General features: G+C 47.5%; 15 protein-coding genes, 1 pseudogene and 1 riboswitch. Of the genes and pseudogenes, 15 read left to right on the top strand and 1 reads right to left on the bottom strand.

The annotated features are described in order from the left end of the window. Positions 1–5: 5 nt before the first annotated feature. The 9 genes from HPY81_09315 to HPY81_09275 all read left to right on the top strand — a co-directional run bounded on the left by HPY81_09315 (position 6) and on the right by HPY81_09275 (position 7908). Positions 6–983 carry an SDR family NAD(P)-dependent oxidoreductase gene (locus HPY81_09315; GenBank protein NPV27615.1) on the top strand — a complete coding sequence of 326 codons (978 nt, stop codon included), beginning with the start codon at positions 6–8 and terminating at the stop codon, positions 981–983. A 94-nt stretch (positions 984–1077) separates the two neighbouring features. Next, complete coding sequence (locus HPY81_09310; protein ID NPV27614.1) at positions 1078–1539, top strand: radical SAM protein; 462 nt, start codon at positions 1078–1080, stop codon at positions 1537–1539. Then, positions 1490–2059 carry a hypothetical protein gene (locus HPY81_09305; protein NPV27613.1) on the top strand — a complete coding sequence of 190 codons (570 nt, stop codon included), beginning with the start codon at positions 1490–1492 and terminating at the stop codon, positions 2057–2059. The genes HPY81_09310 and HPY81_09305 overlap by 50 nt, the downstream gene beginning before the upstream one ends. 55 nt (positions 2060–2114) lie before the next feature. Beyond that, complete coding sequence (locus HPY81_09300) at positions 2115–3224, top strand: LegC family aminotransferase (GenBank protein NPV27612.1); 1110 nt, start codon at positions 2115–2117, stop codon at positions 3222–3224. A gap of 7 nt (positions 3225–3231) precedes the next feature. Next, positions 3232–3879 carry an acetyltransferase gene (locus HPY81_09295; protein ID NPV27611.1) on the top strand — a complete coding sequence of 216 codons (648 nt, stop codon included), beginning with the start codon at positions 3232–3234 and terminating at the stop codon, positions 3877–3879. A 30-nt stretch (positions 3880–3909) separates the two neighbouring features. Then, positions 3910–5094 (top strand): UDP-N-acetylglucosamine 2-epimerase (hydrolyzing), encoded by a 1185-nt coding sequence (gene neuC, locus HPY81_09290; protein ID NPV27610.1) that lies wholly within the window; start codon positions 3910–3912, stop codon positions 5092–5094. Continuing rightward, positions 5084–6121, top strand: coding sequence for an N-acetylneuraminate synthase (neuB, locus tag HPY81_09285; protein NPV27609.1), 1038 nt, complete (start codon positions 5084–5086; stop codon positions 6119–6121). Before neuC ends, neuB begins: the two co-directional genes overlap by 11 nt. An 11-nt stretch (positions 6122–6132) precedes the next feature. Further along, positions 6133–7197, top strand: a complete 1065-nt coding sequence (locus tag HPY81_09280) for a CBS domain-containing protein (protein ID NPV27608.1) — start codon at positions 6133–6135, stop codon at positions 7195–7197. A gap of 12 nt (positions 7198–7209) precedes the next feature. Next, positions 7210–7908 (top strand): acylneuraminate cytidylyltransferase family protein, encoded by a 699-nt coding sequence (locus HPY81_09275; GenBank protein ID NPV27607.1) that lies wholly within the window; start codon positions 7210–7212, stop codon positions 7906–7908. A gap of 102 nt (positions 7909–8010) precedes the next feature. Beyond that, positions 8011–8097, top strand: a riboswitch (cyclic di-GMP riboswitch). 96 nt (positions 8098–8193) lie between these two features. Here the strand turns inward: HPY81_09275 and HPY81_09270 are convergent. Further along, positions 8194–9857 (bottom strand): annotated as a pseudogene (locus HPY81_09270) (IS1634 family transposase). A gap of 335 nt (positions 9858–10192) precedes the next feature. Here HPY81_09270 and HPY81_09265 point away from each other — a divergent pair. From HPY81_09265 to HPY81_09240, 6 genes are all read left to right on the top strand, one after another. Next, complete coding sequence (locus HPY81_09265) at positions 10193–10606, top strand: type II toxin-antitoxin system HicB family antitoxin (GenBank protein NPV27606.1); 414 nt, start codon at positions 10193–10195, stop codon at positions 10604–10606. A 321-nt stretch (positions 10607–10927) separates the two neighbouring features. After that, entirely contained in the window at positions 10928–12874 is a 1947-nt protein-coding gene (fliD, locus tag HPY81_09260) for a flagellar filament capping protein FliD (protein NPV27605.1), read from the top strand. An 8-nt stretch (positions 12875–12882) separates the two neighbouring features. Then, a complete protein-coding gene (locus HPY81_09255) occupies positions 12883–13293 on the top strand; it encodes a flagellar protein FlaG (GenBank protein NPV27604.1) in 411 nt (136 codons plus the stop codon). A 68-nt stretch (positions 13294–13361) separates the two neighbouring features. After that, positions 13362–13748 carry a flagellar export chaperone FliS gene (gene fliS, locus HPY81_09250; protein NPV27603.1) on the top strand — a complete coding sequence of 129 codons (387 nt, stop codon included), beginning with the start codon at positions 13362–13364 and terminating at the stop codon, positions 13746–13748. 38 nt (positions 13749–13786) lie between these two features. Continuing rightward, complete coding sequence (gene fliT / locus HPY81_09245) at positions 13787–14257, top strand: flagellar protein FliT (GenBank protein ID NPV27602.1); 471 nt, start codon at positions 13787–13789, stop codon at positions 14255–14257. A 345-nt stretch (positions 14258–14602) separates the two neighbouring features. Beyond that, entirely contained in the window at positions 14603–14893 is a 291-nt protein-coding gene (locus tag HPY81_09240) for a zinc-binding protein (GenBank protein NPV27601.1), read from the top strand. The last annotated feature ends 421 nt before the right edge of the window (positions 14894–15314 follow it).

The following is a 15314-nucleotide window of genomic DNA, read 5'->3' as shown; positions in this document are numbered from 1 at the left end:
TAAAAATGGCAAATACAGTTTTAGTAACGGGAGCCGCAGGCTTTATTGGTTCTCATCTTGTGGAAGAACTTGCTAGGCAAGGATATAAGATAAAAGCTTTTGTCCGGTACAATTCCCGCAACCAGTGGGGCTGGCTGGAGACATTGCCGTGTCTCAAGGAGATCGAAGTTTGTACCGGGGATATTCGCGATTACGACAGCGTCAGAAATGCCGTCTGTGGGGTCGATATTATTTTTCACCTGGCAGCCCTTATAGGTATTCCTTATTCGTATGTTTCTCCGTTAGCGTACATCAAAACAAATGTCGAGGGTACCTACAATATTCTCCAGGCCGCCAGGGAAGAAGGGGTAAAGAGGGTGGTGCATACTTCTACTTCGGAAGTGTATGGTACGGCTCGATACGTCCCTATTGACGAAGAACATCCCTTGCAGGCTCAGTCTCCTTATGCGGCTTCAAAGATTGCCGCGGACCAGTTAGCCCTAAGTTATCATCGCTCCTTTGGCTTGCCGGTAGTGGTGGTGAGGCCTTTCAACACTTTTGGCCCTCGCCAGTCGGCCCGTGCAGTTATTCCCACTATTATTACTCAAGTTCTGGCCGGCAACCGGACTATCCGCTTGGGCAACTTAAACCCCACCCGCGACTTCAATTATGTGCGTGATACTGTTGCGGGAATAGTCGCTGTTGGCTTATCTGAAAAAGCAGTGGGGCAAGTGGTGAATATAGGGAGTGGAAGAGAGATATCTATAAAGGATTTGGTTGAGCAGATAGAAAATATTGTGGGAAGGGAAATAAGCATCGAGCAGGAAGATGAGCGGATAAGACCTGTGGATAGTGAAGTTGGACGCTTGGTATGCGACAACCGGCGGGCATACGAGCTTGCTGGCTGGAGCCTACGGTATACTCTTGACGAAGGGCTCCAAGAAACTATCGAGTGGTTCGAAGAAAATCTTCATTTCTACAAACCAGGAATTTACAATATGTAAAAGGGAAGAGCAGTAAAGCTGTTCTGAGAGTAGGGATAATATAGGATGAAAAAAGACTATGTCTATAGAAAGCTCAAGATAGGGAGTGCAGGTTATGTTTTTCAGAAATCCCAATAGCCAGCGCGAAAACCCATTTCGTGCTGTTTATGACAGTGAGGCTTTTCGTAATGTGTTGCATTATAAGGATAATCTGCCGTCGTTTCCGTTTTTAATTGATATTGAATTGACCAATATATGTAATTTACGGTGTATCTTTTGTGGCCAGCAGGCGATGACCAGACCGAAGGGTTATATGGAGTGGGGTTTGTTTAAGAAAATAGTTGATGAATGTTCTTCTCTTTATGAGACTCCTATTCGCATGATTCGCTGGGGGGAGCCTTTTTTGCACCCTGGTATAATAGATTTTTGCCGTTATGTAAAAGAAAAAGGCTTACTTCTGCATATAACTACAAATGGACTGGCTTTAAACAAACGAAGAGAAAATAAAAAGCCTTGTAGAGTTAGAGTTGGATTCGATAATTTTTTCTTTTCAAGGGGCAACCAAAGAACAGTATGAAATTATGCGTAATAACAGTAAATACAATGTACTGGTTGATAATATTTTAAAACTTATCGATACTCGAGGGAAGCTTAAAAAACCTTATGTTCATATTTCAACAACCTTAACTGATGAGACAGAAGAGGAAGTAAAAAATTTTGTTGATTATTGGGTTGGTATTGTGGATTCGGTTGGAATAGGCAAGACTAACCTGTCACGCCTAAATTTTCACCTTATAAAGTCTCTAGATGTGGCAAAACGTCTTTTTGAATTAAAAGAAAAAGAAACCATAAGAAAAATCTATCGTGAGTGTACGGAAGTATATCAAAAATTGAGCGTTGACTGGGATGGTAAGGTAAGTTGTTGTTGCTCTGATTATGACAATTTTTTGACGGTGGGCGATGCAAACGAACAGACTCTTTATGAAATTTGGAACAACTCGCCTGATTTGAGATTATACAGAGAATTATTGGATAAATATAAACACAGGAGTCTAGCCTTGTGTTGCACTTGTTATCACACATACGAAGAATTTTAATATACCAATAGCAAGAAATACTCTAGAATTGTAGTTAGAGAAGGGGAGTAATTTCTTGAGAGAGTGGCGGATTCTTCTTGATTCACCAAATATCAGTGAATTGGAAAAAGAATATGTACTGTGTGCCCTGGAAAGCGGATATGTTTCGTCCATAGGGCCTCTGGTTAGCGAATTTGAGGAGCGTTTTGCTAGGTATGTAGGGGCCCAGTATGCTGTGGCCACAGTTAACGGCACGGCAGCTATTCACTTAGCCTTAAGGCTGTTGGGAATTGGTCCTGGAGATGAAGTTATTGTACCGGCACTTACTTTTATCGCCACTGTAAATCCGGTAGTGTATGTGGGCGCAACTCCTGTAGTAGTAGACGTGGATCCGTTGACCTGGAATATTGATCCCGACGAAGTTGAAAGGGTAATTACACACCGCACACGTGCCATTATACCTGTTCACCTTTATGGCAACCCGGCGGACATGTCGCGTTTGACGGATATAGCTCACAGATACGGCTTATACGTGATTGAAGATGCGGCGGAAGCACTTGGCTCCACGTATGAGGGGCGACATGTGGGAACGTTTGGAGATATAGGTGTATTCAGTTTCAATGGAAACAAGGTGATTACCACCGGCGGCGGTGGCATGCTGGTAACAAATAATCCTGAACTGGCGGCGCGTGCTCGCCTGCTGGTTAACCAAGGCAGGAATTCTGATGCTACGGAGTACGAGCACCTCGAAGTAGGGTACAATTACCGGCTGACTAACATTCAAGCAGCTTTGGGCCTAGCGCAAATGGAGAGGCTGGAACAATTCCTGGATGTCAAGCGCCGCAATGCGGCTTTATACCGTGAACTTCTCCAGAATGTTCCCGGCCTTAAGTGGCAGCAGGAACTGCCGGAAGGACGAAGCAGTTGGTGGATGTTTTCTGTTGTGGTTGATCCCGATAGGTTTGGTAAGGATAGATATGCCGTGGCAGAGAAGTTGCGTAAGGCGGGTATCCAGGTGCGCCCGCTGTTTTTGCCTCTTTCCAGGCAGCCGGCGTATGCACAGTATAAACTTAAAGCATGTCCTGTAGCTGAGCTTTTACACGAGCGGGGATTAAACCTGCCGAGTGCGAGTTTTCTTACTGAAGATGATATTCAGTATGTATGCCAGGTTATATTGGAAAGGTGATAATCCAGTGGAAAAGCAATCCATAGTCCTCATTGGGGCAGGCGGACACGCAGCGGTAGTTGCCAGTACTATCGAGACCCTTGGTTCTTTCTTTATAGTAGGGTATACGGCTCCTGTTGCCGGCGCGGCTACTATTTCTTGCCATTATAATTACCTGGGGGATGACAGCGTCCTACCTGCTTTGTTTAACCAGGGAATCAGGCTGGCAGCGCTGGGCCTGGGAGGGACGGGGGATAACCGGCCACGGAGTGAATTGTATGAGCGGATCCGTAGATTGGGATTTGAGTTTCCGCTGCTTAAACACCCATCGGCAGTTGTGGCTCCAGATGTGGTGTTTGGTGCGGGTTGTGTGGTAGCGCCGGGCGCAATAGTTAATTCGGGTGCAAAGTTGGGGATAAATGTTATTGTTAATTCGGGTGCCGTGGTCGAGCATGATTGTGTTATTGCCGATCATGTGCATATAGCAACAGGGACAGTGCTCTGCGGGGGAGTTAGAGTCGGCAGGTTAGCACATATTGGTGCTGGTGCTGTCATAATTCAGGGCGTAACCATAGGAGAAGGTGCCTTGGTGGGTGCCGGAGCAGTGGTAGTGCATGACATAGAACCCTGGACAGTGGTGGTGGGTAATCCAGCAAAGAATCAGCAAAGAATTTAGAACGATTGGGATGAAACGATGAGAAAGGTAATGTTTTTTACAACCACGAGGGCTGAATTTGGCTTGCTTAAACTGATTTTACGGCGAAGTGAAAATTTTTCTTTCGAACCTGTATTGGTGGTTGCAGGAGCTCACGTAAACCCTTCTAAGGGAGAAACAATCCAGGAAATAATTTCAGAGGGTTTCTACCCGATTGTTCTGCAAAGATGCTTTCCTGAATCAGACCTGCCAGCTGCTATTGTAAAATATGTAGCCAGTGCTTGCGCTGAGATTGCTGCGGTGATTGATTCGCTAAGGCCTGATATAATGCTGCTTTTGGGAGATCGGCATGAACTTTTGGCAGCGGCTACGGCAGCAGTAATCATGCGCATTCCTATTGCTCACCTAGCAGGTGGTGAATCAACCGAAGGAGTGCTCGATGAGCAAGTACGACATGCGCTAACCAAAATGGCTCATCTGCACTTTGCCAGTACTTTCGAATATGCCCGCTGCATTCGCCTTATGGGGGAAGAGGCTTGGCGAATACATTTAGTTGGTTCACCAGGAGTGGAAAATATTCACAGAAGAGAATTTATGGAACCGCAGGAGATTTTAGAGCAGTTTGGTATTGATGTTTTTCAGCCTACCTTGCTGGTTACGTATCATCCTGAGACGTTATCGCCTGATTGTGACCCTGCCAGGGAAGTGAACACGCTTATTTCGGCTTTGAAAGAGTTTAGGGGTTTTCAACAGGTTATTACTTACCCGGGGACGGAAGTAGGGTTTCAAAAAATTATTTCTGCCTGGGAAACTTATGCGGCGGAGTTCCCCAATGTCCGGCTTTACAAAAGCTTGGGTTCGCGTGCTTACCTGGGGGTTATGAAGTATGCTGCCGCGGTAGTGGGTAATTCCTCCAGTGGCATTATTGAAGCACCGTCTTTCAAGATACCGACGGTTAATATCGGTGACAGGCAAAAGGGCCGGATAAGGGCTGAAAGTATAATTGATGTGCCCTGCCGCAGAGAAGATATTATGACGGCTTTGCGCAAGGCCTTATACGACACGCAGTTTCGCCAGCAAGTGCAGCGAGTAACGAATCCTTACGATCCTTATGGCGACGGTAACGTAAGCGGGAGAATATTGTCTGTTCTGGAGTCAGTGCCTTTAGACAGACGGTTGCTTGAGAAAAAACTTGACTTTCCGGGTCCAGAGGAGGTGGCAACCTATGGCTCTTAAAAGTGGTGCCTTTCATAAAAGTGGAGTCTTCATTATTGCCGAAGCGGGGGTAAATCATAACGGAGATCTAGAAATAGCCAAAAAACTGGTTGATGCAGCGGTTGCTGCCGGTGCAGATGCGATAAAGTTCCAGACCTTTGTTCCGGAAGAAGTGGCAGCTAGTACCGCCGAGAAAGCAGCTTATCAGAAGGAAAACGTGCCCGGCCAGGAAACACAGCTGGATATGATCCGGCGTCTTGCGCTTTCGAAAGAGGATTTTCGAACCCTCAAGATGTACTGTGACCGGCGGGAGATAATGTTTTTATCTACGCCGTTCGATTATTACAGCGTAGATCTCCTAGATAAGTTGGGCGTTCCCTTGTTCAAGATTCCCTCGGGCGAGTTGGTTAACGACCGTTTTTTGCGGTATGTAGCTGCTAGGGGCAAACCTCTTATAATTTCCACGGGAATGGCTACACTGGGCGAGGTGGAAGAAGCACTCGAGGTAATGCAGAGTGCTGGGGCCCATGAAATAACCCTCTTGCACTGTACTTCGGCATATCCCACTCCTTATGAGGAAGTCAATCTGCAGGCTATGGTCACGCTGGGGCATGCTTTTGGGCTGCCGGTAGGCTATTCCGATCACACTCTGGGTATTGAGGTAGCCATAGCTGCTGTGGCTCTGGGGGCTACGGTGATTGAGAAGCACTTCACGCTGAGCCGCAAGATGGAAGGGCCAGACCATAAGGCATCGTTAGAGCCTGACGAACTGGCTGCCATGGTGCGGGCGATCCGTAACGTGGAGAAAGCTTTGGGCGATGGGCGCAAGCGTCCCACCCCTGCCGAGCGGGATGTTATGCGGGCGGCCAGACGCAGTTTGGTGGCAGCGTGTAAAATCACTGCAGGAGAAGTGATTACTGAGGATAAACTGGCCCTCAAGAGGCCTGGAACAGGCATTTCCCCGAAGATGTGGAGTTTGGTTGCGGGTAGAAAGGCACGGGTGGACATTCCAGCAGATACGGTAATCACGTGGGATATGATTTTTTAGGAGGGAAGCTTTTGAGGCGAGCCGAATTGCTGCAAAAAGTAAAGGTAGGGCCGGAAGTGCCTATTGTACTGGCTTTGGAGCAGATGGACCGGGCAGCATGCCAGATCCTTCTGGTAACTAGCGATGACGGGCGGTTACTGGGTACGGTAACTGATGGAGATGTCCGCCGCGCTTTACTGGGTGGGATGGATTTGCGCGCCCCGGTGGCCCGCATAATGAATTCGCATCCTCGGGTGTTGCCCGAAGGGTCTTCTCGTGAAGCTGCGCGGCAGCTTATGGTAGAGTACAGCGTCCGCCACGTTCCTTTGGTAGATCTGGAAGGACGAGTCGTGGATTTGATCCTGTGGGAAGATGTGCTTTTGCCTCGTGCTAAAAGCCGTTCTGAGGCTGTAGTGATAATGGCTGGTGGCCAGGGTACGCGGCTTGATCCCTTTACCAAAATTCTTCCCAAGCCAATGATTCCACTGCGGGACAAGCCTATTGTAGAAGTAATCATGGATAGGTTTCACAGCCAGGGGTTTGGCCAGTTTATTTTATGCCTTGGTTACAAAGCCGAAATCGTTCGCCTTTATTTTAATGGCGAAAGCCGACCCTACCGCACGGAATTTGTGCAAGAGAATGAGCCGCTGGGCACTGCGGGGGCGCTTTCTCTTTTAACGGGGCGTATTAACGAAACCTTTATTATGACCAACTGTGACATCATTGTGGAACTCGATTACCACCATTTGCTGGAGTACCATCGGGAACATGGGCATGCTTTAACGGTTGTGGGGGCTTTGAAAGAGTTTGTGGTGCCTTACGGGGTTTTACGCACGCAGGGCGAGGATTTCTGGATCGAAGAGAAACCCAATTTTCACTTTCTGGTGAACACTGGCCTCTATGTGCTGGAGCCTGCTGTGTTGAAATTACTTCAGAAAGGTGTCCGTATTGACATGCCGGAACTCATTGCGGTCGTCAGGAATGCTGGAATGCGCATTGGGGTCTACCCACACCATGGACGCTGGTTTGATGTAGGCCAGTGGGAGGAATACCAGCGAACCCTTCGCCTTTTTGAAACTATGGAACTGGGGAAGTAGAGGAGAGTAGATATGTACCCGGGAGTTTCGTTGCTTGGCTTTATTCCTGCCCGTGCTGGATCTAAAGGTGTTCCAGACAAGAATATAAGGCTCCTTGCTGGAAAGCCGCTTATAGTGCACACCATTCAAGCGGCCATAGAGAGCAGTGTTTTTGATCGTTTGGTGGTTTCTACCGATGGGGGGGAAATTGCCAGGGTAGCGAAAGAAGCGGGCGCAGAAGTTCCCTTTTTGCGCCCCCAGGAGTTAGCTACCGACGGGGCACGGGGAATAGATGTACTGCACCACGCACTTCGTTGGTTTGAGGAGCGAGGTACAAAGTTTGATTGTGTTATGTATTTGCAGCCTACCAGCCCTCTGCGTACCGCCGCAGATATGGTGAAAGCAGTGGACATTCTGCTCGCACGTGAAGCGGATGCGGTAGTTTCGGTGTGCGAGGTGGACCATCACCCCTGGTGGTCTAATGTCCTCCCAGAAGACGGGTGTATGCGAGATTTTATAAAACCGGATATTCCTGCTAATCGCCAGGAACTGCCGGTTTATTATCGCTTAAACGGCGCTATATATCTAGCACGCTGGGATTTTATACGTGATCGGGATTCGTGGTTTGGGCCGCATACTTATGCGTATATCATGCCGCGGGAGCGCTCGGTAGATATTGATCATGAGATTGATTTCAAGCTGGCGGAGGTTTTGCTGGCTTTGAAGGATTAGGGCAGAGGAATTGTTGCGGGAGTTATTTTTGATTTTCGAACGTAATTGGAAGGGTGCTTTTCTACCTTTAGTATTTGTAGTATTTGCTTTAGATTGGACAAAAATGAATACAAGCAAAACACCTGAAAAGGTTTGACGCAAAGCCACGGGCCTAAGGCATTTGTTTGCTATGGCAGCCAGGTTGCCATAAGAGCAATTTTTCCTGACTTTGTCAGTTGAAGGCCAGAAAGCCTTTAAAAACAAGGAATATTTCACATAAAGATGCGCAAATTGTACCCACATCCTCTACCAGGCGAATTCTCCTGCCTCTTCAACAGGCAGCATATTCTTCGGTGGGGAAATGCGTAATATTCTTAAGATTTTATTGGCATTATCACTTGGACGCATCTTCACCAAAAATCTTTGGCTATTTATCTCCATTTCTGTAAACAACAATGAACTCAAAGCTTCCCGAATTTGGGTTGGACTAATAAACAATTGATGTTCTTTCAGACGGAATTCTAAGGTCCTTTCGAGCAAGAAAGCCAGAAAACAAATAACAAAATGGCCTTTTATGCGCTTTTCAGTCCAATGAAAGATTGGACGTACTCCAATGTGCTCTTCATGATGCAAAAGGGCTCTTCGATTTTCCAGAGAGTATGATACGCGTCAAGCACAGCATCTGGAGTCAGCTCACTTAAACTGGTCTGAATAGCATAGTAACCGTCAAATCGTTCATCGTTGGCAATAGCCTTTTCATCAAGAAAGTACTGGTCGTTTTCGCTGATGTGTTTAATGAAACGCTTGCCACCGCGCTTGTTGCTAGCCTTAATAGAACTTGGTTGTGCCAAAAGACTATTGGCCTTATCAATCAACCGTTGCCGGTCAGCCTTATCCTTAAGAGCCCGTTTAGAAGAATAGGTAATAACCAGTTTCTCAGCCAGTTCAATTACCTTCCCCTGCTCGTCTCTAAAACGGTTGACATGATCAAGGACTTTATACCTTAAAAGCTCCGCATCATCCTGAGTCTCATTAGAAGAATTAAGCAAAGCATAGCCTTCTTGATTAAAGACTTCTTGCAGAACACCTTGATTCATTTTCTTGAGGCGAGTTGCCACGATATAGTCATATCCCTTGTCCCTAATCCGCTTTAAATTTAGTTTGCTGTTAAGCCCTCGGTCAGCAACAATGACTACCCGGTTAAGATTAAACCTCTGACTTAATTTTTCTAAGGAAAGCTCTAGCGTCTTACTATCCAAAGTATTGCCTGGGAACAATTCATAACCGATGGGTCTTCCTTCACCATCCACTAACAATCCCATAACAACTTGGACTTCATTAATCTTGTTATCTTTAGTGAAGCCGAAATCCCGAAATCCTTCTTCCCTAACACTCTCGAAGTAGAAGGTGGTTACATCATAAAAAACGACATCTACCTTCATGTTAAACAGAGAACGATTCTGTTCGAAAACAAAGTCTTCAATACGTTCCTTATTCTCTGCAAGTAAATCCAGGCTGCGATATAGATGGTTCAGATCAAGATCCGGAACTCCCAGATATTGACGGCGCCTTTCGAAAGTTCCAAGTTTACTTGAAGGAGACAATAAATGCTGAACTGACATGAGAAAACAAACAGAATTTAGATCAAACTGGATTTTGGTATGCCGTTCCTTAAACTCAGTGAAAAACCTATCCAGCTTGAACAGCTGCCAAATCTTACGGTAAACAATAAAACCGTAATTACGCAGTACACCTTCGGAAAAGTTTTCAAAAGACAGAGAATTTACCGAAGGACCACGGGCTATCTCGGCCAAACGCTGAGCCAGTCTTTGAAAGGACGGGTTACCCTCAATAAGATCTTTGCGGCCAAGATTAAGAATTACCTTATGCTTAACAGTACCGTTTTCACGGTAAGATTCAACCAGGCGGACATATTCGTAATTACCAGCTTTAACAACTTTTAAATGCATAGGATGCCCTCCAAAAGAAGTATCTCTATGCATATTGTACCATTATTAAATGCATATTTCCATACATTTCAAGGCTATGCATAAAATATTTTGTCCCTACGTTTTTGCGAAAATTAGAGATGCGACCCAGTATTTATGCGGGTTTGAGGGCTCTTATTGCTCTCCAACTGACAAACTCAGGAAAACAATTTGGGGAAGCCTTGGAGTCAAAAGTGGACCGGACGGTCTTGGAAAGCGTGGTTCTATTATTTTTTTGTGGTTGGTTGCCTTGAGCTTGTTTGTATAAAAACACTCCGTTTTTCTTGATTACTGCCTACCTGAAAGGAGGGAATACCATGAAATATGTTTATCCGGCTATTTTCACCCCGGAGAATAATGGCTATAATGTAGCAGTTCCCGACTTACCAGGTTGCTTCACCTGTGGAGACAGTCTGGAGGATGCTATTGATATGGCTCGCGATGCTATATCTATGTGGCTCTGTGACGCAGAAGATAAATCCGAAGAAATCCCCTCACCAAGTGATATAAATACTTTAACTCATGCCAATGATAGTTTCGTTACTCTAATTGACGTGGATACTGATACCTATCGAAAAGAGAACGATAATCGCGCTGTCAAGAAAACTCTCACTATACCTAACTGGTTAAATGTTAAAGCTGAAAAAGCAAATATTAACTTTTCTCAGGTTTTACAAAAAGCTTTAATAAAAGAGTTAAACTTGACATCTGGTAAAAGAAAGCAGTCATGATACCTGGCTGCTCTCTTTTTGCATAATAAAAAAATGCGAGCATTGATACCCTTACCAACCGGCTGTGGCCCGTAAAGCCCCGTGGTATTTTTGGGTGTTCGGATTGTTACGATTATCTTGCAGCGACCTTGTTGGTTGCTCTTATTTTTTGCTCATTTTTTGTTAAAGATTTTTTCCCATATATCCGATAATAAAAATAAATGCAACGGCTTTTCCATATCAAACGCTTAGACAAACGCTAAGAAAATTCTAAACTGGCTCAGAGTTTCAAAGTTAAATTCAGACCAACATGTTTTGCAATAAACACAGGAGGGAAAAAGCATGTCGACCATCAACCGGATCGGCGGGCTGGCGACGGGGATCGATATCGACCAGTGGGTGGCGGACCTGATGAAGGCCCACCGGGCGCCGCTGGACAAGATCAAGCAGGATAAGCAGATCTGGCAGTGGAAGCAGGAGGACTACCGCGCGATCAACTCCAGCCTGCTGGCGTTGCGGAATGAAGTCTTCAACCTGAAGTTACAGGGGACTTTTCAGGCGAAAACGGTAACTTCGAGCAACGAGAGCATTGTCACGGCGACAGCGGGGGCGTCAGCGGCGGCCACGACGTACCAGGTGAAAGTTGAGCGGCTGGCGACCGTGGCTACTAACAAGAGCCTGGGGGCGTTGTCGGGGCGGTCGCAGGTGATAGGTAATGCACTGAGCATACCAATTGATACAAGGGGGAAAAACCAGTTCAAATTGTCTTATGATGGTGGTTCGGCCGTAGAAATCGTGCTGACGGAGAAGAATTACGATGGGACGGCGGGAAACACCCTGAATGACCTGGTGGCGGACATCCAGGCTAAAATCGATGCTTCGTCCATCGGCGCAGGAAAAATAATTGTTTCACTGACCAGTGACAACCAGATCAAACTGGCGGCGACCGCCAAAAGTGATGGCACTATCCCATCGATTGTGGTCACGGATGGTACCACGCAAAATGCTCTACCAACTTTGGGATTATCCAATGGACAGACCTCAGTAGTGCAAACCGCGATTGATCCAACAGCTACCCTGTGGTCGCAGAAAGACAAGTTCGTCTCCAGTAACTTTGGTTGGAATGCTGAACATCAATTTACTTTTACCATTAACGGGCAGTCGTTCACCTTTGATGGTGACACCGCCACGCTGAATTCAGTCATCGCGGCCGTCAATGCAAATACGGCAGCGGGGGTGACGATGTTTTATGATGCTGGTACGGACAAAGTTGCCATTGCGACCACTAAAACAGGAAATAATCGAACGGGGGCAGAAATTGCCATAACCGGCAGTTTTCTCACTGATGTATTGCGGATAAATGAAGCCAACGAACAGGGCGGTCAGGATGCAAGTTTCGAGATCAACGGCCTCACGGGGATGACCAGTCACACCAATACTTACACCATCAACGGGGTGACGTTTAACTTCAAGGGGACGACCCCTGGTGGGTTTAACGGGACAGCCACTACGGTGACAGTGGCGAACAACCTTGATGCCGTGGTGAACTCGATCAAGAGTTTCGTGAGCAAATACAACGAGACGATCGCGACGATTAACAATAAGCTCAACGAAGAACGCTATCCTGACTATCGACCGCTGACCGATGCCCAGATCGAAGAAGGGAAACTCACCGATAAGCAGATTGACCAGTGGCAGGCCAAGGCGCGGAGCGGCCTGCTCAAAGGGGATACGCTCCTGAGTGGAGCGCTGACCAGCATGCGGACGGTGTTATCGAGCATTGTGTCTGGCCTGACGGGCCAGGTGACGGTTACCAACGGAACGCAGCAGATCACGACGGTGGCCAACCAGTTGAGCGTCATCCGCATCACCACCGGCACGTATGCGGAAAACGGCAAGCTCTACCTGAATGAAAGCCGGTTACGCGAGGCGCTGCAGTCGAACCCGGAGGCGGTAATGGAGCTTTTTACCCGGACCAAGGATGCCGCGGGTAATGAGATAACCGACAGCAAGCAAAAAGGGCTGGCGGTGCAGCTCTATGATGCCATCAACGCGGCTATCTCCCGGATTACAGCGCAGGCGGGTTCATCGAGTGCTCTGGTTGATACGAGCAGCATTGGCAAGACCCTTAAGTATATCGACCAGCGGATTTCCACGATGGAAGATCAGCTGAAAAAACTGGAAGACCGCTACTGGCGGCAGTTTACGGCGATGGAGAAGGCGATTGCGCGGCTGAACAACCAGAGCGCCTGGCTGGTTCAGCAGTTCGGAGGCGGAAGCCAGCAGTAAGTACACAGGTGAGTAATAAGCGGATAGGAATGGTGGTGAGTGAAATGCGGATTGAAAGCAGCAGTGCAGTGAATGAACAGGCCTTGACGAACCGTGCCAAAAGTAATGCTTTGCCCGAGATGGTTAAACCGGCGCTCATGCCGGTTGCAAACTTCGTACCAGAGCACACAGAAGAAGTCGAGAAGTCACAGCAGCCAAATATCGCGGAGGAGTCGTTGAGCAAGCTTTTAAAAGAAGCCGAGTATGAGCTCAACTTCCAGCTCAGCTTTTCGATCCATAAGGAAACCAACCGGGTGGTCGTCAAGGTGATCGACCCGGAATCCAACAAGGTATTGCGGCAGATTCCGCCGGAGGAACTGCTGGACCTGGCGGTTAAGCTTCAGGAGATGTTAGGGATCCTGATCGATAAGCGGGTATAAACCGATTTGGATCAGGCCAATTCCTGACAATAAATGGTGGAATCATGAAGGGGTGAGACAGTGTGTTGATGCCAAATAACGCCTACAACTTGTACAGAACCACCGCAGTGCAGACGGCCAGCCCGGGTAAGCTCCTCCTGATGCTTTACGACGGCCTGATTCTTTCCCTGAAACAGGCGAAAGAGGCGATCGGCGCGCAGAAACCCGCGGAGGCGCACCGCTATCTGGTCAAGAGCCAGGATATCATTGACGAACTGATCGTGACCTTGAATATGGATTACGAGATTTCAACCAATCTCTATCAGTTGTATGACTTCTGGAAGTATCAATTGATTCAGGCCAATATGAAGAAAGATGCCGCGTTGATCGACACCGTGCTTCCGATGGTGGTTGAGCTCCGGGAGACCTGGTCGGCGGTGGTGGAATCAACCCGGGGTGAGATGGCAGCGAAATAGCGGGAGTGACGAGGGAATTAAAACGGGTAACGGAGAAAATGCAGGAAGGTAAAGGTGTGCGGCCAGAAGGAGAAGGTGTAATGAAAGAACGGCTGGTGGTCTGGGAAAAAGCTTTGGCTCTGGCTCATCAATTGGCGGAGGCCACCCGGTTACTCGAGGAGCAGTTGGCGGCGGGACAGATCGAGGCTCTGGATGGGCTGCTGGATGCCCGGCAGCGGGTCATGTTCGAGCTTGACCAATTAAGAGCGGAGAACGGCATTCCGTCCTGGGTGGCGGAGGCAGGAACGGAGGAGAAGGTATCGACGGAGGTGCAAGAAATCAGGCAAAAAATTCAAGGCATTTTTGAGCAGGTCACCAGTCGGGACGAAGGGATCAGACGGGAAATGCAGAGCAAGCTGGCCGAGTGCCGGGATAACCTGGCGAACCTGCGGCGATTAAAGAAAGCTAGCCAGGCTTACCGGGCCGGCCCTGTCCTGCCCGAAGGAATTTTTGTCGACAGCAAGCGGTGACCTGACCCAGGCAGCGGACTGTTTTTATGGGCCAGGGCTTTAAATAGCCGTATGAGTTTCCGCTTTGGTGGTTGTGTTTCTAAGAAATATACCTGAAGTAAGTCAAACCAGCCTGTACACTGTTACAGGCTATTATTTTAATTTGCCAGTAGATTAAGCGCATTTTCCAAGATTTATCTTGTATTTTTTCACCTACAGAGTTATAATGTTGCTAAACTGAATTGCTTAGTACCCGGGAAGCAGTCTCAGCGGTTTGAGGTTCCAAACGGAATTCCCAGTCTACGCTTGCAGTGCAAAACCAGGTCGGCTAAGCAAGGGTAATTCTAAGAAGTGGGGGATTGATCCATGGCGTTTCAAGACAAAGTGCTGGTGTGTAAAGACTGCGGTAATGAATTTGTTTTTACCGCAGGCGAGCAGGAGTTTTATGCGGAGAAGGGGTTCGAGAACGAACCAGGCCGCTGTCGGGACTGTCGGGCGGCACGCCGTCAGAACCGTAATAACGGCCAGGCGAGCCGACCGCCGCGTGAACTTTTTCCAGCGGTTTGCGCAAACTGTGGCGTAGAAACAGAGGTACCTTTCAAACCGGTCAGCAATCGACCTGTCTATTGCCGAGATTGCTTCACCAACAGACAGTAGCTGTGGAATTTAGCGCCTGGGGGAGATTAAGCCTCCAGGCTTTTATTTTTCCGCGCAACAGCCAAAAACGAATAATGCGGGATTTTGACTGTAACTGAAGAACAGTGACAACTATTGATTCTCGCTTTTGCGGGTATTCGACGGGATTTTTGATTATGCACAGAAAAGTCCACAGATAAACTCCTTGAAAAACCACTTATTAACAGACTTATCCACATTGTCCACAGATTTTTTGGCCGGAAAGAAAGAATGTGCAGGTTGTTTTCGACAAATGAACGGGCGGACTTCGTTGGCGGCCGAGTAAAATTTCAGTAGGCACCAGAAGGGGATCAGCCCCCTGAAAAAGAAATGAGACCTCGCCCAAAAAAACACCCAAAGTCAAACTAAAGGAGTGTGAGGTCTCATGTTAAATATTCGCCAA

The organism is Bacillota bacterium (genome assembly GCA_013178045.1).
Classification (GTDB): domain Bacteria; phylum Bacillota; class Ch66; order Ch66; family Ch66; genus Ch66.
The sequence above is the reverse complement of the archived record's forward strand: the minus strand, read 5'-3'. Positions and strand labels throughout refer to the sequence as shown.

What these genes read in the sequence shown, in the direction of transcription:
- HPY81_09315 (NPV27615.1), top strand. Translation starts at nt 6, where the DNA reads ATGGCAAATACAGTTTTAGTAACGGGAGCCGCAGGCTTTATTGGTTCT.
- HPY81_09310 (NPV27614.1), top strand. Translation starts at nt 1,078, where the DNA reads ATGTTTTTCAGAAATCCCAATAGCCAGCGCGAAAACCCATTTCGTGCT.
- neuC (NPV27610.1), top strand. Translation starts at nt 3,910, where the DNA reads ATGTTTTTTACAACCACGAGGGCTGAATTTGGCTTGCTTAAACTGATT.
- neuB (NPV27609.1), top strand. Translation starts at nt 5,084, where the DNA reads ATGGCTCTTAAAAGTGGTGCCTTTCATAAAAGTGGAGTCTTCATTATT.
- HPY81_09275 (NPV27607.1), top strand. Translation starts at nt 7,210, where the DNA reads ATGTACCCGGGAGTTTCGTTGCTTGGCTTTATTCCTGCCCGTGCTGGA.
- HPY81_09265 (NPV27606.1), top strand. Translation starts at nt 10,193, where the DNA reads ATGAAATATGTTTATCCGGCTATTTTCACCCCGGAGAATAATGGCTAT.
- fliD (NPV27605.1), top strand. Translation starts at nt 10,928, where the DNA reads ATGTCGACCATCAACCGGATCGGCGGGCTGGCGACGGGGATCGATATC.
- fliS (NPV27603.1), top strand. Translation starts at nt 13,362, where the DNA reads ATGCCAAATAACGCCTACAACTTGTACAGAACCACCGCAGTGCAGACG.
- fliT (NPV27602.1), top strand. Translation starts at nt 13,787, where the DNA reads ATGCAGGAAGGTAAAGGTGTGCGGCCAGAAGGAGAAGGTGTAATGAAA.
- HPY81_09240 (NPV27601.1), top strand. Translation starts at nt 14,603, where the DNA reads ATGGCGTTTCAAGACAAAGTGCTGGTGTGTAAAGACTGCGGTAATGAA.